The 20,018-nt window shown below is 68.5% G+C and carries 17 protein-coding genes; 4 read left to right on the top strand and 13 right to left on the bottom strand.

The features are described from left to right. Positions 1-9: 9 nt before the first annotated feature. Positions 10-957 (top strand): GlxA family transcriptional regulator, encoded by a 948-nt coding sequence (locus tag OG474_RS24175; RefSeq protein WP_405055827.1) that lies wholly within the window; start codon positions 10-12, stop codon positions 955-957. On the opposite strand, the gene OG474_RS24180 is transcribed toward OG474_RS24175, so the two are convergent. The 6 genes from OG474_RS24180 to OG474_RS24205 form a co-directional block, all read right to left on the bottom strand. Then, the gene (locus OG474_RS24180; protein ID WP_405055828.1) at positions 954-1,220 is read right to left on the bottom strand and encodes a hypothetical protein; all 267 of its coding nucleotides are present in this window, start codon (positions 1,218-1,220) and stop codon (positions 954-956) included. The two genes, OG474_RS24175 and OG474_RS24180, sit on opposite strands and share 4 nt — an antisense overlap. Before the next feature lie 303 nt (positions 1,221-1,523). Continuing rightward, the gene (locus OG474_RS24185; RefSeq protein ID WP_405055829.1) at positions 1,524-3,209 is read right to left on the bottom strand and encodes a hypothetical protein; all 1,686 of its coding nucleotides are present in this window, start codon (positions 3,207-3,209) and stop codon (positions 1,524-1,526) included. A gap of 211 nt (positions 3,210-3,420) precedes the next feature. Next, positions 3,421-4,383 (bottom strand): CAP domain-containing protein, encoded by a 963-nt coding sequence (locus OG474_RS24190; protein WP_405055830.1) that lies wholly within the window; start codon positions 4,381-4,383, stop codon positions 3,421-3,423. Positions 4,384-4,564: 181 nt separating this feature from the next. Further along, complete coding sequence (locus tag OG474_RS24195) at positions 4,565-5,362, bottom strand: CAP domain-containing protein (protein WP_405055831.1); 798 nt, start codon at positions 5,360-5,362, stop codon at positions 4,565-4,567. Between the two features lie 85 nt (positions 5,363-5,447). After that, positions 5,448-6,107: a GNAT family N-acetyltransferase gene (locus OG474_RS24200; protein ID WP_405055832.1), complete on the bottom strand. Its 660-nt coding sequence runs from the start codon at positions 6,105-6,107 to the stop codon at positions 5,448-5,450. A 91-nt stretch (positions 6,108-6,198) separates the two neighbouring features. Beyond that, positions 6,199-7,329, bottom strand: coding sequence for a GNAT family N-acetyltransferase (locus OG474_RS24205; protein WP_405055833.1), 1,131 nt, complete (start codon positions 7,327-7,329; stop codon positions 6,199-6,201). A gap of 78 nt (positions 7,330-7,407) precedes the next feature. Here OG474_RS24205 and OG474_RS24210 point away from each other — a divergent pair, with 78 nt between their 5' ends. Then, positions 7,408-8,220, top strand: coding sequence for a DeoR/GlpR family DNA-binding transcription regulator (locus OG474_RS24210; protein ID WP_405055834.1), 813 nt, complete (start codon positions 7,408-7,410; stop codon positions 8,218-8,220). A 1,572-nt stretch (positions 8,221-9,792) separates the two neighbouring features. On the opposite strand, the gene OG474_RS24215 is transcribed toward OG474_RS24210, so the two are convergent. The 3 genes from OG474_RS24215 to galT form a co-directional block, all read right to left on the bottom strand. Beyond that, a complete protein-coding gene (locus OG474_RS24215) occupies positions 9,793-10,590 on the bottom strand; it encodes a M23 family metallopeptidase (protein ID WP_405055835.1) in 798 nt (265 codons plus the stop codon). A gap of 114 nt (positions 10,591-10,704) precedes the next feature. Further along, positions 10,705-11,835, bottom strand: coding sequence for a galactokinase (galK, locus tag OG474_RS24220; RefSeq protein WP_405055836.1), 1,131 nt, complete (start codon positions 11,833-11,835; stop codon positions 10,705-10,707). Beyond that, the gene (gene galT, locus OG474_RS24225; RefSeq protein WP_405055837.1) at positions 11,832-12,881 is read right to left on the bottom strand and encodes a galactose-1-phosphate uridylyltransferase; all 1,050 of its coding nucleotides are present in this window, start codon (positions 12,879-12,881) and stop codon (positions 11,832-11,834) included. Before galT ends, galK begins: the two co-directional genes overlap by 4 nt. A 332-nt stretch (positions 12,882-13,213) precedes the next feature. Here galT and OG474_RS24230 point away from each other — a divergent pair, with 332 nt between their 5' ends. Continuing rightward, positions 13,214-14,542: a hemolysin family protein gene (locus OG474_RS24230; RefSeq protein ID WP_405055838.1), complete on the top strand. Its 1,329-nt coding sequence runs from the start codon at positions 13,214-13,216 to the stop codon at positions 14,540-14,542. On the opposite strand, the gene OG474_RS24235 is transcribed toward OG474_RS24230, so the two are convergent. The 4 genes from OG474_RS24235 to OG474_RS24250 form a co-directional block, all read right to left on the bottom strand. Then, positions 14,484-15,746: an MFS transporter gene (locus OG474_RS24235; protein WP_405055839.1), complete on the bottom strand. Its 1,263-nt coding sequence runs from the start codon at positions 15,744-15,746 to the stop codon at positions 14,484-14,486. The two genes, OG474_RS24230 and OG474_RS24235, sit on opposite strands and share 59 nt — an antisense overlap. Beyond that, positions 15,743-16,330, bottom strand: a complete 588-nt coding sequence (locus OG474_RS24240; protein WP_405055840.1) for an ArsR/SmtB family transcription factor — start codon at positions 16,328-16,330, stop codon at positions 15,743-15,745. Before OG474_RS24240 ends, OG474_RS24235 begins: the two co-directional genes overlap by 4 nt. A gap of 849 nt (positions 16,331-17,179) precedes the next feature. Further along, entirely contained in the window at positions 17,180-17,713 is a 534-nt protein-coding gene (locus OG474_RS24245; RefSeq protein WP_405055841.1) for a dienelactone hydrolase family protein, read from the bottom strand. A 245-nt stretch (positions 17,714-17,958) separates the two neighbouring features. Then, the gene (locus OG474_RS24250; protein ID WP_405055842.1) at positions 17,959-18,996 is read right to left on the bottom strand and encodes an N-acetylglucosamine kinase; all 1,038 of its coding nucleotides are present in this window, start codon (positions 18,994-18,996) and stop codon (positions 17,959-17,961) included. A gap of 207 nt (positions 18,997-19,203) precedes the next feature. On the opposite strand from OG474_RS24250, the gene OG474_RS24255 reads away from it, so the two are divergent. Next, positions 19,204-20,004, top strand: a complete 801-nt coding sequence (locus tag OG474_RS24255; protein WP_405055843.1) for a sugar isomerase domain-containing protein — start codon at positions 19,204-19,206, stop codon at positions 20,002-20,004. Positions 20,005-20,018: the final 14 nt, after the last annotated feature.

The following is a 20,018-nucleotide window of genomic DNA, read 5'->3' on the forward strand; positions in this document are numbered from 1 at the left end:
GATCGGGCCATGCGTACTGTCGCCGTCCTCGCCTTCGACGGGATGAGCCCGTTCCACCTGTCCGTGCCGTGCCTGGTCCTCGGGGATCCCTGGGGCGCGGACGGCCGGTACGACGTGCGCGTCTGCGCCGAGGAGCCGGGGTCATTGCGGACGAACGCGGGCTTCGGGATCACGGTCGAACACGGGCTGTCGGCGATGGAGACGGCCGACGTGGTGATCCTGCCGACCTGGGATCCGTACCGCTCGCCGTCCGACGTTCTACTGGCCGCGATCCGTGCGGCTCATGCCCGGGGAGCCGTCGTGCTCGGGCTGTGCATCGGCGCGTACCTGGTCGCAGCGAGCGGAATCGCGGACGGACGAGAGGTCGTGACGCACTGGCGATGGGCCGAGGAGCTGCAGTCGCGGCACCCGGAACTCGCCGTACGGGCTGATGTGCTCTGGTCGGACCTCGGCGACGTGATGACCTCAGCCGGTACGGCGGCCTCGCTCGACTGCTGCCTGCATCTGGTGCGGACCCAGTACGGCGTGGAGGCGGCGGAGGAGCTGGCCCGGAGCATCGTGATCGCGCCGCACCGGAGTGGTTCGCAGGCGCAGTACATCCCGGTGCCGGTGCCGCCGGATCCTGGGGATGACGTGATCGAGAAGGCGATGGTCTGGGCGCGGGCGCGGCTCGATCAGCCGGTCTCGCTGGACGAGTGGGCGGCCGCGGTCGCGCTTTCCCGGCGTACCTTCACTCGGCAGTTCCGGGCCCGCACCGGAAGCTCAGGCCAGGCGTGGCTCCTCCAGCAACGCCTCGACCGCGCCCGGCTGCTGCTGGAGACCACCGACCACCCCGTTGAACGAGTAGCTACGGCCAGCGGCTTCGGCAGCAGCGCCGCCCTCCGGCACCACTTCCACGCCGTCCTCGGCACGACCCCCCAACGCCACCGCCAGGACTTCGCGCCCGCTCCCGCTTAGAGCAGCCAGAACAGGATGTAGAGCGCCGGCGCCGCGAACGTCACCAGCAGGATCCAGGCCATCAACCGGTGCCCGGGCTTCCCCCGATCCAGCCCCGAGGCGAACGACAACACCGCCCCCTCCTCGGTATGCCGGCTCAGCCCCATCCGCTTGGCCTCCTCCGGCCGCCGATCAGGCCGCTCGTCCGCCAGCGCATCCGGCGGAATCCCGAACAACGCCGGCCGCTCCGGCTCCAGGTCCCCACGTTCACGTTCCCAGAACATGCACCCTCCCGCCCTAGCCTCCCCCCATCGTCCCACCAACCACCCCCGAACACCCGCGACCCCGACCACGTACCCCACACGTGCGCAATCGCTCGCCGCGCCCGACGCCCATCGCCGCGCCCGACGCCCATCGCGTCGCTCCGGTCGCGTACCAACGAACGGGTAGTGGTCCGCCAACCGCCCCCACCCGCCGCGCACCCACGCTCCCACCCGCCACCCGAGCCCAACCACTACCCGTCGTTCGGTACGTCGAGTTCAGCGTGCCCGGCGCCTGGCTCCACCGGGTAGCTGCGAGCGCCGGGGCTAGTTGAAGTCGGCGACCCAGCTGACTCGGGTGATCCGCTCGGCGGTGCAGAGGCCGAAGAGGTCGATCGCGGGGCATCGCTTGTAGGTCTTGCGGCCGACGCCGAGGGTCGTCAGGCTGCAGTCCAGGATCGTCCCCTTGCTCTGCGTCATCATTTCGTCGAACGCTTGGTCCGACGACCAGTTGTCGCCCCCGGCCGCGGACATCGAGGGGCCGCTCGCGTTGACCTTGCCCGACTTGCTCCGGCTCGCTGCGTCGTCGCGTGCGCCGTGGGTCACCGGGGCGTCCTGCTCAAGCGGAGCGCACCCCTTCTTCTTGCGCGCGCTGTCGATTCGGTTGAACAGCTGGATCTCGTCACCCGTCATGTCTCCGTCGGCTTTCGGGGGCGGCGGAGGTGGAGGCGGCGGAGTGTTCGTGGGTTTGCCGGTTGGGGGGCTGGTGGGGTCGGGGTCGGTGGTGGGGACCGACGGGGTGGTGGAGGCGCTGGTTGTGGGGGCCGTCGTGGGGGCGCCGGTTGGGGGAGTGGTGGGGGTCGTCGACGTTGTCGGGGTGCCCGTTGGTGTTGCGGTGGGGGTGCCCGGCGGGGGTGTGAGGGGGGACTTGGGTGGGGTGGTGGGGGAGTCGACCGGCTTGATGGTCGGGGTTGCGTAGGAGTCGTCTCGGACCGGCAGGGACGCGTCGGCCTCTTCGGTCTGGGGTTGGTGCAGGAGGATCCAGGAGATCGGGGTGATGACGAGGAGCACGGCTGCCACCGCGATGAACGGGCGGCGTCTTCCGCCCTCGCCACGTGCGACCCGGGAGACCGGTCGGCCGTCGGCGTCGACCGCCGTACTGTCCGCCGCCTGCCGTGGTGCCCTGCTTGCGCGGGCTCGCTCGGCGGTCTCGCGGACTGCGGCGGTGCGCGGGCCGGAGAGCTCGGTGCTACCGCGCGCGGTGCGGCTGTCCGCGACCGCAGTCACCGGCGGTTGCGTGTACGTCGGATCAGGCGTCACCCGCGTCGATTCGAACTCACTCGACGCGCTCGGCGTCGCCTCAACCGAACCCGCCGCGGAGCCGTACCGGCTGGACAGGTCAGCCGTGAAAGCCCCCGCAACCCGAGTGGACTCGCTCGAAGTGGCCGAGGTGGGTGCGGCCGAGGTCGACTCGTACGGGCTGGACGGGGCGGCGTCGTACCGGCTGGCCGAGGTTGCGTCGTACCGGGTCGGCGTGGCGTCGTAGCGGGCGGCTGGGGTTGGCTCGGGGGGTGTGGCGGGGCGCTCGGGGGCTGGGGTGGCCCAGGCGCCTAGGCCGGCGAGGTCTTCGGCGGGCGTCGACTGGCGGGTACGACGGGGTGCCGGAGTGGGGGCGGGGGTGGGGGCAGCGGGCTGGGTGACCCAGCCACGTGAGCTCGCGGTGTCGGACGAGTTCGTGCTGAGTGGTGTGCTCCCAGCCGCCGGCCGCGGTGCGTACTGCGGGGTCGAGTCGGTGCGGTTGCGGGCCTCGAGGTGGGCTTGGGTGTCGGCCCAGGCCTGGCTGTCGGTCCGCGGCTGGGCGTTGGCCCAGAACGGGGACTCGCCGTCGCGCGGTGCGTAGCGGGGTGGCTCGGGCGGTGCCGGCGCCGGCTCGGGCGTGGCCGGCCGGGTGCCCCGGGCGCGGGTCGCCTTCCTGCGTGGTTTCTGCCGGCCACTGCCGGAATCGGACGACATTATGTCGTTGTTCCCTTCACTGTCTCGCCCCCAAGACGTGCCTCATCAACCGTCTGGTCCGATCCCGCAACGCGGACCGGACACTTCGACAAGGACGGATCTACCCGCGGTGACCGGCCGGAAATCGGCCGGACGTTGTGGCATTCGAACAACGTCTGCGCCACTGTCGGTGCCTTCGACACAATGACAACCCGGTACGGCGGCCGGCGGCCTAGCTGCGGCCGAAGTTCTGCACCCAGCTGCCGGGGCCGTAGTTGGACTTCACACGGCCGGGGTCGTAGCCGACACCCAGCAGGTTGAACTTGCAGTTCAGGATGTTCTCGCGGTGACCTTTGTCGCTGTTCATCCAGCCGTCGACCACTTGCTGCGCGGTGGCTTGGCCGGCGGCGATGTTCTCGCCCCAGCTGCTGCCGTTGTAGCCGGCGGCCCGCATCCGGTCGCCCGGGTCCTGATCGTCCGGGTTGGTGTGGGCCATGTAGTGCCGACGGACCATGTCGGAAGCGTGCTTGCCGGCGGCCTCGACGAGGGAGCTGTCCAGCCGCAGCGGTCCGCAGCCGTTGTCCTGGCGGGCCTTGTTGGTCAGCTCGAACACCTCGCGCTCCTGCGCGTTGGTGCCACCGCCGTCGTTGGAGGGCGGTGGCTCCGGGGTGTTGCTCGGCGGCTTGCTCGTCTCGGTCTTGGTCGGAGTCGGTCGGGTCGGCTTGCCCGGTGTGGCCGGCTTGCCGTCGATCGTCTTCGTTCCGCCCGGGGTGACGATGACCGTGGTCACGCCGGTGGTCGGCGCGGTCGGCGTCGTCAGCGTGCTCGCCGGTGATCCACTCGGGGTGACTCCCGGCGTACCCGGTGTCGAGGTCGTCGACGTACCGTCCGCGCCGGTGCCGATCACAGCCGTGGTGACCTTGCCGTTCGGCAGGGTTTTGGTGATGGTCTTCAGCGGTCCGGTGTGCGCGCCGTCGACGAGGGAACCACCGGAGTTGTCCCGGGTGTCCTCGGAGACGTTCAGCACCTTGGTCGCGTCGTTGACCGTCGAGTTGTCGCGCGACATCAGATAGATCACCGGGCCGATGGCGACCAGCACCGACAACGCGCTCGCGATCGGGCCGATCAGGCCACGTTTGGTCTTCTGGGCGCGTCGGGTACCGCGGTGCCGCCGGGGGGTTGGCGCATCCGTCATGAGTGGGCGAATCCTCTTCGTGTGCGTCGTTGCGAGTACTGCTTCGTTCCCCGCGGTCCTTCCAGGTCCCCCCTGGTCACCGAACAGCGACCTTAACCGATACGACGGGTCACCGTTACAGTTTCGCGACTCGACTTAACGCTTCCTGAAGGTTGCCCGGCACCCGGCCGGAAGATTGCCGTCAGCCACCGAAGTCCTGGACCCAGGAACCCTTGCCCCATTCGGGTTTCACCTGACCGGAGTCGTAGCCGACGCCGAGCATCGTGTAGCTGCAGTTCAGGATGTTGGCCCGATGCCCGGCGCTGTTCATCCAGCCCTTCACCACGGCCGCCGGACTGGTGTAACCGACAGCGATGTTCTCGGCCATCGCTCCGCCCTTGAATCCGGCCGCCTTCATCCGCGTGAACGGCGTACGCCCGTCCTGGCTGTTGTGCGCGAAGTAGTGCTTGGCCACCATGTCCGACGCATGGGCCTCGGCCGCCTTCGCCAACGCGCTGTTCGTCCGCAGTGCGCCACAGCCGACCTTCGCCCGCTCGGCGTTGGTCAACGCGAGGACCTGAGCTTCCGGGCTGCCCGAACCGCTGCTGGTCTTCGTCGGCTTCGAGGCCTTCGGCGTCGCGGTGTGACTCGGTGCGGCGGTCGGCTTGTGCGTGCCTTCCCGGCTCGGCGCCGTACTGGATCGGGTCGGCGTCGGCGTCTTGGTGACGGACTTCGTCGGGGTCGGAGCAGGCGTCGTACGGCGTGGTGTGACCGACGGGCTTGTCGGGCGAACCGGAGTCGGGTCGGCCGACGCGTCATCGGTCGGCGTGGCGCTCACTGCCGTCAACGGCTGTTCCTGCCCGGTGACCTTCTGATCGCCCTGCCCGCCCAGGTCCCGGAGAACGAACCACCCGATTCCTGTCAGCACGGCCAAGGCGGCGACGGCAGCGAGCATCGGACCGGCCACACGGAAGCGCGGCGACCGTTCAGGGTTCGTCATGGTGAGCAGCCTTGCCCAACCGCGTCCAGGCTGACTCCCATCCGGAGTCCGCCTTTACACATGTCTGACAATTACTGGTCGGCAATCAGCAGCGCGCGGTCACCACGTCCGCGATGACCTTCCAGCCCAGACTGCGGTAGAGACGCAGGCCGTCGATCGACGCGATCAGGATGCCGCGCTTGGCGCCCTGGGCCGCGGCCGTCTCGACCAGCGATGCCATCACCGCGCTGCCCAGACCGCGACGCCGGTGTGCCGGGTCGGTCTCGATCCGGTCCGCGACCGCGTCCGGGCCGACGACCGCCATCCGGCCGCTCGACACGACGCCGCCATGCAACGTTGCACGGGTGATGATCAGGTCGTCCTCGATCTCGGTGTGCAGCGCATACCGCTCGTGCAGTTTGAGGGCAGGCTGCTCCGACAACTGGATCGTCATCAGCCAGTCCTGGTCGCGCTGCACCTCCATGCCGAGATCCTCGAGCTGCTCGATCCGGGCCTCCTTGTCATCGGTGGCCAGCGTGATGTAGCCCGCCCCACGACCGCCGGGGGCAGCCAGCGCCAGCTCGGCGGCTCGCTCGACCCGCTCCGGTTTGTCGTCCGCGTCCAGTACGACGTACTCCATCGCGCGGTTCTCCTCACCGGCGCGAACAGTCAATATCCCGTCGTGGTCGTCCTCAACCGTCGTCCAGCCCCTCGAGACGGACCACCCGGCCTGCCAGCGGCGGACGAGCTCCTCACGATCTCTCACCAGTCGATTCAACCAGTCGAATGCCGAGACGGCGAGGGGAACGGTGTCGGATGTCACCAACTCGCCGTCTCGCGGCGCTCACGGACCGGGGTCACGGACGGGGATCACCGGGGAGCAGATCGAAGATGTAGTCGTCGTCCCAGCGGCCCTCGCGACCGGGTGCCGCGGCGCGCCCGATGCCGATCTTGGTGAAGCCGTTGGCCTCGGCAACATGCGCGGACGCAGTGTTCCCGACCGCGGCCTGCAGCGTCAGCCGGCGGCGCCCGAGACCGCCCTCCTCGATCGGTGTGAAGGCGTGCCCGATGGCCAGCCGCACGGCGTTCGTCATCACCTTCTTGCCCCGGCCTTCGGGATGCATCCAGTACCCGATCGTGCCGGGCCTGCTGTTCATCCGGCCGTGCATGGCGAAGATGCTGATGTTGCCGATCAGCTCGTCGGTGACCGCGTCGGCGATCACCCACGCCGTTCCTTCACCGGAGGCCAGGGCTTCCTTCCGGCTCTCGATGAAGCCTTCCGCGTGGTGCAGCTCGTACGGCGACGGCAGGCCGGCCAGCCAGTGCTGGGTCCGCTCGTCGTTGCAGGCCTCCATCACCCGCTGCGCGTCGGTCGGCCGGAACCCGCGCATCCGGAACGTGCCACCGTCGAACTCCGGCACCTTCCACCAGTTGCCCTGCGGCTCCAGCTCGTCGTCGCGGCCGACGGTCGCGATCCATTCGTCGTACCGGACGCCACGCGCCATGCCACCACCCGGTACGACGACGAGGCCGCGGAACCCGGCCTTCCAGGCGACCCGGCGCGAGGCCCAGTTGCCGACGAACGCCCGCCAGATCACCCGCTGCCAGCCGAGATTGTCGAACGCGTGCCGGATCGCGAGCTTCGCCGCCCGCGTCATCACCCCGCGGCCGCGCACCCACGGACCGACCGAGAAGCCGATCTCGCCGACGCCACCCTCGCCGCCGTGCAGGCTGACCGAGCCGCTGAACCGCCCGTCCACCTCGATCGCCCAGTGCTGCCCGCCGTGCTCCGTCTGCCACCCGCTGGGCACGATCTCGGTCAGGAAGCCGACCGCGTCCTCGCGCGAATACGGCACCGGGATGATCGTCCAGCGCTGCATCTCGGGGTCCTGGCAGAGCTCGTACACGTCGTCGGCGTCGGCAGGCCGGTGAGCGCGCAAGGTGACCAGGTCGTCGCTCAGTTCCGGCACGTCCTCGGGAAATCGCATGCTTCAGGGTGCCAAGGCCGGTCCGCCGCGGCAACGCCATTTCCTGACAGCGCCACGATCTGCCCTTAGTCTTGGCTTGTGAATGCAGCCGGAGCGGAGCCGCCACGCGGCCGGGGTGGACAGCTGGCCGCGCAGCGACAGGCCACAATCGTTGCCGAGGTCAACAGTCGCGGCGCGATCACCGTGGCGGAGCTGGTCGAGCGCTTCGGCGTGTCGGACATGACGATCCGGCGCGATCTCGACGCGCTGGACTCCAGCGGCCTGCTGCACAAGGTGCACGGCGGCGCGACCTCGGTCGGCCTGCGCAGCGCCCACGAGCCCGGCTTCGACGCCAAGCTGACCCAGGAGTCCGCCGCCAAGCAGGCGATCGCCGCCGAGGCCGCCGGCCGCGTCCAGCCCGACAGCGCGATCGGCATCGGCGCCGGTACGACGACGTACGCGCTGGCCCGGCAGCTCCTCCGCGTCGAGAACCTCACCGTCGTCACGAACTCGGCCCGGATCGCCGACGTCTTCCACGGCAACTCCCGCTCCGACCGCACCGTCGTACTGATCGGCGGCATCCGCACCCCCTCCGACGCCCTGGTCGGCCCGATCGCGACCGCCGCCCTCGGCTCCCTGCACCTCGACCTGCTGTTCCTCGGCGCCCACGGCGTCGACGCCGAACACGGCCTCAGTACGCCGAACCTGATGGAAGCCGAGACCAACCGCTCCTTCATCGCCGCGAGCCGCGAGGTCGTAGTAGTAGCCGACCACACCAAGTGGGGCACCGTAGGCCTCAGCACCTTCGCCACCTGGGCCGACCTCGACGTCATAGTCACCGACGCCGGCCTCACCACAGCCGCCCGCAAAGCCATGCGAGACACCGGCTGCGAACTGGTCATCACCCAGTAACCCCTCGCCCCGACCACGCCCGCTCCTGCGTCGCGTGCCCGCGGCTTGCTGGACCCGTGCTGAGTGGATTGGCGCGCGCGAGGAGCCGAGGAACCGGCGGACTGAAGCCCCTCGCTCCGGGCACGCGCGCTCCTTCGTCGCATGCTTCCGCCTGTGCGCCCCGCCGCCCTTTCACGCGGCTGCCGCCGCTTCCCGTTGAGTGCAGTTCCGGCGACTGTTCGTTCGCGGCCGCCGCCGAGCCCGCTCCTTCGTCGCGTGCCCGCTGCTAGCGGACAGGTGGTTGAGTGGAGGGGGCGGTCGCGGATGTCGCCTCGGTGGTTGAGGTCGGCGGTGCTCGCGTCGGTCAGCACGAACAAGTGGGGGTCTGCCGAGCGTGGACGGCACCGAAGTGGTCGCCGTACCTCCAGTTCCTCTGTTAAGCGGCGGTTCTGGCCCGATCTGCGGAGGATTACTGCCGCTCTGTGCCTGTTGCGGTTTGGCGTCTGATGTTGCCTGAACCGGTTTGGGGAGTGGTGTCGCGGCGGGTGATCGGTCGCGGTGGTTGAGGTCTTGGGCAGGCCAGGAGCCCCGCCTCCCCGAAGGTGCTCGTCCCATCCGCCCGCTCGGATTCGGCCGGGCACGGTCTGCGGTGGCTGGTCGCCGCTGCGGCCGGTTTTACAGAGGCGGGTGGCTGGGGTGGTCTGTGGCTGGGCCGGATGGCGAGGTCGGTGACCGCGGTTGCCCGTTGCTTGTGGCTGACGGGCTGTGGTTGCTCTCGACGACGAGGAGGCCTGTCAGCTGACCCGCCGCCGGGGTCGAGCATTGCGGTTCGGGGTGTCTGTCGGCCTGCGGAAATTTCGCTGGATATCTGTTCAGGTTGACCCTTCTCTGGTCAAAAAACGGGGGGAGAACCAGCAACTTGCGGGGAGATCCCCTCGTTTGTTGCGCCGCAACCGGAGCCCGGAAGCCCAGACAACCGAAACCCCGGTCACCAACCGCACCATCCCCCTCAGCCACAGGCGACGCCCGCCGAGCGCTTCAGCAAATCGGCCGCCGCGGCGACCAGCCACCGGGTACGTGTCCGGCCTGTCCGGTGCGGCGCGAATCGGGGGCACGTTGGACCGCTTTGCGTGGATCTACTGCCACCCAGAGGCAGTAGATCCCCGCAGATCCCCCCGACCCCTGGCCCTCCCGCCGCTGCGCGCTCCCGGCCGAGGCCACAACCTGGGGGTTTGAACAGGAAGTGGTGGGCTTGGACAGGTCATAACTTGTTCAAGCCCCCCACGCGCTGTCCGCGCCCCCCACCCGCTGGGTGCTTGGAGCCGCCCCGGATGCATAGCGTGGTCGGTGAGCCGGTTGCCGAGCACTCCACGACTGAGGTTGGCCTCGGGGCTCAGGCGTGAAGATCGCCACCGCACGCGATCGGTGTCTCCACAGGGACGCCGGCCAAGCCAACGACCCAAAGCCTCGCGCACGCAACCAAGCGGACCGCCAACACTGTCCAACCCGAGATTCTGTCAACCCAGGTAGACAGGCTGAGCGTGAACCACACGGGTTCTACCGAATTGGACAGTGGTGGCGGTCCGCTTAGCTCTAGGAGTGAGCGCGAAGGTTGTACTGCGGCCCGAACATCTTCGCTGCCTGCTTCGGCCCGATGTTCCCGTCGGCGGCAGGTGTGCCCGGCTTGCATTTGTCGATCTGGATCTGCCACTTGGTGGCTTCGTTCTTGGTGTCGATGTCGTAGTGGCCGTTCATGGCCAGGGTTTTGCCGTGGACCAGTTTGATGTGGTTCAGCGTGTATTGCAGGCGTTTGACGCTGTCGGAGTTCTTGACGCCGAAGCTCAGCTTGTCGAGGAACACATCACCCGAGGCCCACGGATCGGCATCCGGTGCTTTGCCGGTGCAGACCTGGTCCGGCGGGAAGATGCAGATCTCGTTCGCCGCGGTGCCCTTCGGTGCTTTCTCGGTCGGGCCGATGTGCGTCAGGTAGTCGTAGCGGCCGGCGGCTGTGCGGTGTCCCCACATTGCCGCCATGTGCAGGTGCGGGCCGGTCGCGTTGCCGGATGAACCTGACTTCGCGAGCTGGTCGCCGGCCTTGACCTGCTGGCCTTTCGCCACCAGCAACTTCGGCGACAGGTGCTGGTACAGCACGCAGGCCTTCTGGCCGCCATGCCTGATTCCCAGCAGTACCCAGTTCGAATCCGCGCCGTGCACCCCGGGCTGCGGTTTGTTCGACACCCCGTCGTTGCACGCCAGAACGACACCGTCCTGAACCGCGAAGACCGGCGTACCGATCGGCACCGGATAGTCGAAGGCGGCATGCTTACCGCCTTTGGAATAACGCCAACCGGTTCCTACTTTGAGTTTTCCGGCAGGCAAAGGCTGAGCCATCGCCGCACACCCCACTTCCCCCTGTAGTTCTTTCCCCTTAACGGGAAAGTACGCCGGAGGGCGAGGGCTGCCCAGCGTTCGGGCCGGAATCGACCCGAACGGGCAAGAGGTCAATCAGTTGATTCGTGACGCACCGTTCGACGGCGTCGCGGCGAGTGCACTCGGGGCCGTGAAACCCTTCTCAGCAAAGGCCTTCTCAATAGCGGCCAGTACGGCGTCCGCGGAATCCGTTGCTGTCAACGCGATGATGCAACCGCCGAATCCGCCACCGGTCATCCGAGCCCCGATCGCTCCCGCGGCCAGCGCCGTGTCGACGGCGACGTCGAGCTCCGGAACGGTCACCTCGAAGTCGTCCCGAAGCGACACATGGGATGCGGTGAACAGCGGCCCGACATCGCGCAACCGGCCGGCCTTCATCAACGCGATCGCGTCCTCGGTCCGCTTGATCTCGGTGACCACGTGCCGCACCCGGCGGCGGTCCACCTCGTCGTCCAGCCGTGCCAGCGCACCATCCAGCTCATCAAAGGAAACAGAACGCAGAGCCGGTACGCCGAGGTCAGCGGCCGCCTGCTCGCAGCTCTTCCGCCGAGCGGCGTACTCACCATCGGCGTGCCGGTGCGGTGCCTTCACATCGACCACCAGCAAGGTCAAACCGTCAGCCTCAGGGTCGAACGGGATCTGGTCCAGCGACCCCGAGCGGATGTCGAAGGCCAGCGCGTGACCGGCCGTGCAGCACATCGACGCGGTCTGGTCCATCAGCCCGACCGGCGCACCGACGTACTGGTTCTCCGCGCGCTGGGCGAGCCGCGCGACCTCAGCTGGGTCAACCTCGACGTCAACCAAACCCAGCAAGGCAAGGGAGGTTGCGCAGAGCAGCGCGGCGGATGAGGAGAGACCGGCGCCGGAGGGGAGGTCGGATTCGAAGAGCAGGTTCGCGCCACCGATCGGGTAGCCGGACTCGCGCAGGATCCAGGCCGCACCAGCCGGGTACGCCGCCCAGTCGCCGACCGTCTTCGGTGCCAGCTCGTCGAGTGCGAACTCGATCACGGCGTCGTGCCCCGCGGACGACACCGCGATCCGGCCGTCGTCCCGTGCCGATGCGTGTACCACGATCTCCACGGGCAACGCGATCGGCAGGACGACGCCGTCGTTGTAGTCCGTGTGCTCGCCGATCAGGTTCACCCGGCCCGGAGCACGCCAGGAACCGTCCGGCGTCATACCAAAGATTCTCTCAAAAGTGCTCACGCGTAGGACACCTTCCGCAGGGTCTCGGCGACGTCTTCCGGGCGGGTGTCGCTGATGAACGCGCCCATCCCGGACTCCGAGCCGGCCAGGTACTTGATCTTGTCGGCCGCCCGCCGGATGGACAGCACCTCCAGGTGAAGGTATCCGAGCTCGCGGTCGATCCGGACCGGCGCCTGGTGCCACGCGGCGATGTAGGGCAGCGGATCGCCGTACAGGCTGTCGAAGCGGTTCAGGACATCGAGGTAGAGCTGGGCGAAGTCGTCGCGCTCGCCGATCGAGAGGTCGTCGATGCCGGCCACCTGGCGGTGCGGGTAGAGGTGCACCTCGACCGGCCAGCGGGCGGCCTCGGGGACGAAGGCGGTCCAGTTGCCGTTCTCGGCGACGACCCGGGTGCCCTCCTTCCGCTCGGCGGCCAGGACGTCGGCGAACAGGTTGCTACCGGCAACTTCCTGGTGCTTGCGGGCCTGCGCCATCAGGGTCCGGATCCGCGGCGGCAGGAACGGGTAGCCGTAGATCTGGCCGTGCGGGTGGCTGAGCGTGACGCCGATCTCGCGGCCGCGGTTCTCGAACGGGAAGACGTACTCGATGTCGTCGCGCGCGCTGAGGTCGGCGTTCCGGTCGGCCCAGGCGTCCACGACGAGCCGGGCCTGGCCCTGGGAGAGCTGAGTGAACGAGCTGTTGTGGTCGCTGGTGAAGCAGAGCACCTCGGTCCGGCCGGGGCCGGCGAAGGACGGGAACCGGTTCTCGAACACGGCCACGTTGTAGTCGTGGTCCGGGATCTCGGTCGGGTTGCCAGGCTTGCTGGCGCAGAGCGGGCACTGGTCGGCCGGCGGTAGGTACGTCCGGGTGTTGCGGTGCGTCGCGTAGGTGATCACGTCACCGGTCAGCGGGTCGGTCCGCAGATCGACCTGGGGCTGCGGTGCAGGCAGGCCACGGGTGTCCTCGAGCGGAACCCGGGCCGGCGTGTCGGCCGGGTCGTAGTAGATCAGCTCTCGTCCGTCGGACAGGTGGGTGTCCGTCCGGCGCACACCACGCGGTGTCTTCATCGTGTGACCTTCCCGGCCGCTGCACACGGACGGCCAGGAATCATCGTAAACCAACAAAGTCGAACATGCACCGGTGGACCTGTCGCCGCGGGGCGTGTCCCCTCGTCCCCTGCAGTCGCGAGCAGGTGCTCGGTGGTGTATCTCGGTGTGCTGGAGTGAAGGCGGCGATCTGGTTGCATCATGGCCTTTGCTCCAGTGCAGCGAGATGCGCCGCCGAGTGCCGCGCAGCACGCAGGGGGCGAGGGGAGATGCCCTACCCTGACTCTATGGACGAAGACGCCCAACGCCCGCCCTCTCGACATACGACGAGAGGGCTTTAGGAACTCCCTGACATGAACGAAACGCTTCTCAATATCGTCCTGATCCTGGTTTTCGTGCTGATCGGCGGGGTGTTCGCCGCCGCCGAGATGGCCCTGGTCTCCCTGCGCGAGTCGCAGGTGAAGGCCCTCGCGCACCGCGGCCGCCGCGGCGAGATCGTGGCCAAGGTCGCCGCCAATCCGAACCGGTTCCTGTCCGCCGTGCAGATCGGCGTCACGCTGATGGGCTTCCTGTCCGCCGCCTTCGGTGGCGCGACCCTGGCCGACGCCCTCGCACCGCACCTGCAGGACCTCGGTCTGCCCGAGGGAGTGGCCGGGACGGTCGCCCTGGTACTCATCACCGTCCTGATCTCCTATGTCTCGATCGTGATCGGTGAGCTCGCGGCCAAGCGGCTCGCGTTGCAGCGGGCCGAGACGTTCGCGCTCGGCCTCGCCCCGCTGGTGGACCGGATCGCCTCCGGCGCCCGCCCGGTGATCTGGCTGCTCTCGAGGTCCACCGACCTGGTGGTCCGCGCCCTCGGCGGTGACCCGAACGCGAACCGTGAGGTGATGTCGGACGAGGAGCTGCGCGATGTCATCTCCGCGCACGAGTCGCTCGGCGAGGAGGAGCGACGGATCGTCGACGACGTGTTCGAGGCGGGCAGCCGGCAGCTGCGCGAGCTGATGCTGCCCCGGACCGAGGTCGACTTCGTGGACGCGGAGATGCCGGCGTACAAGGCGGTCAAGTTCGCCGCCGAGCGGCCGCACTCGCGCTACCCGGTGATGAACGGTTCGGCCGACGACATCGTCGGCTTCGTGCACGTGCGGGACCTGTTCGACCCGGCGGTCGCGTCGCGGTCGGTGCGGGTCGGTGACCTCGCCCGCGAGGTGCTGATGCTGCCGGACACCGCGAAGCTGCTGCCGACGCTGACCGAGATGCGCCGCCGCAGCACCCACCTCGCGATCGTCCTCGACGAGTACGGCGGTACGGCGGGGATCGTGACGCTGGAGGATCTCGTCGAGGAGCTGATCGGCGACATCAAGGACGAGTACGACGAGGAGTCGGGCGAGACGACGCGGTTCCGCAGCGGCGACATGGAGGTCGACGGCCTGCTGAACCTGGACGACTTCGCGGACGAGACCGGTCTGGAACTGCCCGACGGCCCCTACGAGACGGTCGGCGGATTCCTCGCCGCCCAGCTCGGCAAGGTCCCCGCGGTCGGTGAGGAGGCCCAGGTCGACCACCACACGCTGACCGTCACCGAGATGGACGGCCGCCGGGTCGCCCGCGTTCGCGTGCACCGCGTCAGGCAGGCAGGGGAGCCGGCGATCCCGGACGAGGCTCCAGTGCCCGCCGCCGAATAACGATCACCGCGCCGCCGACGACGTAGCCGAGGCCCTGGAAGATCAGGATCGGGATGATGCCGACGACCTCGCCGAGTAGGCCGGCGGCGGCGATGCCGAGCAGGACAGTGGCACCTTCGGCGGCCCCGATGGCGCCGAAGACGCGGCCGCGGGTGCCGTCGGTGGTGAGACGCTGCAAGGTCGTCATCATGCCGGCGACAGTGAAGGCGCCGGGCAGGCCGACCAGGATCATGCAGACGAACGCCGGGATCAGGCTGTCCGAGACCAGCGGCGAGCAGAACATCGCCAGGTCGATCAGCCCGAAGAGGAGTGCGCCGACGCCCCACATGGTTGCCGCGGGCAACCGTGAGCCGACGGCGGCGGCGACCAGTCCGCCGACGATCCCGCCGATCGCCTGTGACGACACGATCAGTCCGTAGGCCTTGCCGTCACCGCCGAGCTCGGTGGAGACGAACGGCGCGAACAGGGTGCTCATGATGCCCTCGCCGAGCCCGGTCACCAGACAGAACACGAACAGCAGTCGCATCCCCGAGCCGCTGACACACAGCTTCAATCCCTCGGTCCATTCCGCCTTCAGCCGTCGTACGGCGCCGCCCGCAGCCTCGACGACAGCGCGGATCCGCTCGGTCCGATGCCGTACTGCGGACAGCAGCGCGACCGCGAGCAGGAAGGTCGCCGCATCGGCGATCGCCAGCAGGGTCAGGCCGCCGGCAGCGGTCAGTACGCCGCCGATCGCGGCACCGATCAACCGGGCGAGGTCGCGGATCTGGCTGTTCAGCGCGTTCGCCGTGACGAGTTGCTTCGAGTCCACCAGGACCGGGATGAGCGACTGCTCGGCCGGCTGGAAGAACTGCTGCAAACATGCTTGGGCGAGCACTACGCCGTACACGATCCAGATGGTGCCCGCACCGCGGACTGCGAGCAGGGGAAGGAGAACGGCCGCGTTCAGCACGTTCGTCACGATCATCGTGGTGCGCTGGTCCCAGCGGTCGACGAAGACGCCGGCCAGTGAACCGAGCAGGACGGTCGGGGCGAACGACGCCAGTAGTAGACCGCCGGATGCCAGCGTCGAGCCGGTCAGCACGTAGATCTGGAAGGCGAGGCCGGTGCGGAGCAGCCAGTCGCCGGTGAGAGAGATCAGGCCGGCGCTGAGCACCAGCCGGTAGTCGCGCTGCCGCGCGAGGACGCCCCACAGGTCCTTCATTCCGGCTCCTCGGGTGTGATCGTGACGATCTGCGTGATGGAGACGTGCCGGCTGCCGGCCGGGCGAGTGCTCTTGTCGTCGATCGGCCGCTCGTCGACGTACCTCTGGATCAGTACGTCGATCTGCTGCACCAGCTCGGTGAGCTCGGCGCCGGTCAGGTAGATGCCGCTCTGCCCGATCCCGGAGTGGTCCCGCCAGACCGGGGCCTCGTCGGCGCGCTGCTGCTGCCAACGGGCCAGCGACTCCAACGCCCGCTCAGCCAGCAACTGCTCCAGTACGTCGGCCGCCGCCGCGCCCTCGGGAGTCCGGGCCGCGTCCCGCCACGACTGCGAAGTCGACACCAACCGCCAGGGCCGCTCACGGTTGTCCTTCCCCGGCGCCGGTTCGACGAAGTCGTACTTCGCCAACTGCCGCAGATGATGCGAAGCCAGCGCCTGACTGATCCCCAGCCGCCGCGCCGCATCGGCCGCCGTCATCGGCCCCTCCCGCCCCAGCAGGTTCTGCAGATCCAGCCGCACGGGATGCGCCATCGCGCGAATCGCCAACGGATCATCCAGCAACCGCGTCCGCTTCTCCAAAGACATGCTTGGAATATCCGCCGTACCGATCCCGATGTCAAGTCATTGCTTGGAATCCCCTCCCAACGCCCGCCCTCGCCCCGCCTCACCTCGCCCCGCGCCCAATGGTGGGCCGCCTGCTCTTTGTGCACGCGGTCCAACTTTGTGCACCCACCAACCACTTTCGCGGCCGCAGAGTGGTCGGTGGGTTCCCAAAGACGCGGTGGGCGCCCAAAGTCGCCGTCGGCGCCCAAAGGTGGGCCGCCTGCTCTTTGGGCGCGAGGCGCGTCTTTGGGTACGCACCGACCGTTCCGGCGGGCTCGGAGTGGTTGGTGGGTTCCCAAGGTTGCGGTGGGTGCCCAAAGTCGCGGTGGGTGCCCAAAGTCGCGGTGGGTGCCCAAAGTCGCGGTGGGTGCCCAAAGTTGCGGTGGGTGCACAAAGGTGGGTCGGCTGTTCTTTGGGTGCGAGGCGCGTCTTTGTGCACGCACCGACCGTTCCGGCGGGCTCGGAGTGGTTGGTGGGTTCCCAAGGTTGGGGTGGGTGCACAGAGTTGGGGTGGGTGCACAAAGGTGGGTCGGCTGTTCTTTGGGTGCGAGGCGCGTCTTTGGGTACGCACCAACCACTTCCGCGGGCTCGGAGTGGTTGGTGGGTTCCCAAGGTTGGGGTGGGTGCACAGAGTTGGGGTGGGTGCACAAAGGTGGGTCGGCTGTTCTTTGGGTGCGAGGCGCGTCTTTGGGTACGCACCAACCACTTCCGCGGGCTCGGAGTGGTTGGTGGGTTCCCAAAGTTGGGGTGGGTGCACAAAGTTGCGGTGGGCGCCCAAAGGTGGGCGGGCTGCTCTTTGGGCGCGAGGCGCATCTTTGGGTGCGAGGGGGACTAGCCGGTGTGGTCTCGGATCCACTCGAGGGCGGGCTCGGACTGGGTGAGGATCGTGGTGTGGTCCAGGCCTAGGTGGAGGTCGAGGGTGGGGAGGGCGAGGCGGCCGGCGAGCCAGCGGCTGTTGGTGGCAGGGGAGATGCGGTCGGCCAGGCCGTGGCAGAGCAGGACCGGGGTCGTCTGGATCGCGATCAGGATGAATTCCGCGGGCAGGGTGCAGCCGAAGGTGACCACGGCTTCGACTCGGTCGCCGAGGAGGGCGGCGGTGCGGAGGGCGAGTGCGCCGCCCTCGCCGTGGCCCATCAGTGCGAAACCGTCGACACCGGCCGCGTCGACAACCGCGGCGAGATCGGCGGCGGTCGTCGAGGGGAGGTCGCAGGAGATCCAGCGGATGCCCAGCCACTCACCGGCCTCGTACAGCGTGTCGGTCGGAACACCCAGCGTCACGACCGGAAGCCGGGCATCGTCGCAGGGCGCGCTGTCGTACACACGCAGCGCGCGCCCACACTGAAGCCGCAGGTCGGTCTCGAACATCTCACTCACACTAAGAAGGAGGTCTCAGCCTTAGTAGGCGATACGTCGAAACCGACCCTTTCGGCTCGGCAGTTCGTCCCCAAGGGGGTGTCTCGTGGTTCCCCGCCTACTGCGCGGCACTCGGCACGGCACCTCGCCGCACGTGTGCAAAGCGCTAGATGCTCCGCATCGAACACCTCGCCCCCGCACGCCGATGCACCGCACCGAGCACCTGCTCGCTACGGCGCGGAACCACGAGACACCCCCTAACTGACCAACCGGCTGTGAATCGCCTCTGTCGCGAGCGCCGGGTCGAGCGTGCCGAGGGCGAGCCAGGTGGCGCCGCTGACGCCGTCCCGGGCGGTCAGGATCTCGCCGGCGAACTGCTCGTGAAAGGCCTCCCGGAGCAGGCGACCGACCGGAGATTGTTCACCGGCGACACTGCCGGCGAGGATCAACGGGGTCGTGTCCTTCGTTGTCCTGATCCGGCCGACGGTTTCTATGAGCAATTCGGCTGCGCGTTTCACCAGGCCCTGCGCGGTCTTGTCGCCTTCCTCGTACGTCGAGACCACCGTGCGGGCCAATTCGGCCATCAGCACCGGTGGACGGTTGTTCACCACGCGAATCACGTCGTTACGCACGATTTCGTAGCCGTCACGCTGTGCGAAAACCGCTGAATCGTGGTCCGGCAGCAAAGACTTCAGTACTGATTCCTCGAGCAGGCCGAGCGGCTCCTCCAGATCGAAGGCGAGCAGCACGCTGCGTACGGCTTCGCGGCCGAGCCAGAAGCCGGAGCCCTCGTCGCCGAGCAGCCAGCCGTGGCCGCCCGCGGTCCGGACCAGTCGGTGGTCCCGAACCAGTCCGGCGTTGCTTCCCGTGCCCGAAATCAGCACGTGTCCGTCAGGTTCCGGCGTACCGGAGGCGAAAGCGACCTCCAGATCGCCGATGAACTCGGCCTCGCCGGACAGTCCGGCGCCGGACCAGGCTGCGTCGAACTGGGCCTTCACCTCCGGTATGGCGAGGGCCGAGCCACCCGCCGCGCCGATCACGGCAGCCTCGACGCGGGCCGGATCGAGGCCGGTCAGAGCGGTGTGAAGAGCCTGACCGAAGTTGGCCGCGGCAGTTGTCGGATGGCTCGTCGGGTTTCCACCGGCGGCGGCCCCTCGGCCGACTACGTTGCCCTCAGAGTCGGCGATCACGATCCGGGTGGAGGTGCCGCCGAGATCACCGCCGAGGACCAAGGTCGGTGCTGGGGTCAGGACCACTGAGTCCGCAGGTTCCGGCAGCGGGCGTTCTACCGACATACGCAATGCTCCAAACTGCTTGAAAGAGGACCTAATGGACATCTGTGGACAAGGTCACACAACGGTCCCGATCTGGGGGTCGTAGCGAGATGAGCCTTGACTTTAGCTGCCACTTGAGAAAAGTTCTGTCCAGCAAACCGCAAACTTGCGCAGTTGTCGGCATGAAAAGATCACTGCAGCGTGTCGCGGCGTGACAAGAAGCGAGGGGTGGGGCCGAAGATGGCCAGCAGTGAGCAGGGCGGGCCAGGGGAGAACACCGGCGTCAGCGCGCAGAACTTTGTTCACGCACTGAACCCGATCCTCGCCGCCGTGACCGCGCAGATCGACGGCCCGATCCAGCAGGCGGCCGACCTCTTCGCCACCTCGCTGCGGGCGAACGGCGTCATCCAGGCCTTCGGGTCCGGTCACTCCGAGGCCCTCGCGATGGAGATCGCGGGCCGCGCCGGCGGACTGATCGCCAGCAACCGGATCGCGCTGCGGGACCTCGTCCTGCTCGGCGGCGAGCCGGCCGAGCTGCTGCGCAGCGCCGAGCTGGAGCGCGACCCGTCGTACTCCCGCAAGCTCTACGAACTGTCGGCGGCCCGCGAGGGCGACCTGTTCGTGATCGCCTCCAACTCGGGCGTCAACGGCTCGATCGTCGAGCTCGCGAGCGTGGTCAAGGAGCACGGCCACCCGCTGATCGCGATCACCTCGCTGCAGCACACCGCCGGGGTGGACTCGCGCCACCCGTCCGGCAAGAAACTCATCGACTTCGCGGATGTCGTACTGGACAACCATGCTCCGTACGGCGACTCCGTGCTGGACCTGCCCGGGGGTGGCAAGGTCTGTGCCGTGTCCTCCATCACGGCGGCGCTGATTGCGCAGATGCTGGTAGCAGAAACTCTGCGCCGGCTCACCGCGGCAGGCGAGACCCCTCCGGTCTACCTGTCGGCAAATATCCCGGGCGGCGACGAGCACAACAACGCCCTCGAAGCACAGTACGCCGGCCGGATCCGGCGTACTGCCTGAAACACACTCGGAAG

The sequence above is a fragment of the Kribbella sp. NBC_01505 genome, assembly GCF_045040285.1.
In the GTDB taxonomy this organism is placed as follows: domain Bacteria; phylum Actinomycetota; class Actinomycetes; order Propionibacteriales; family Kribbellaceae; genus Kribbella.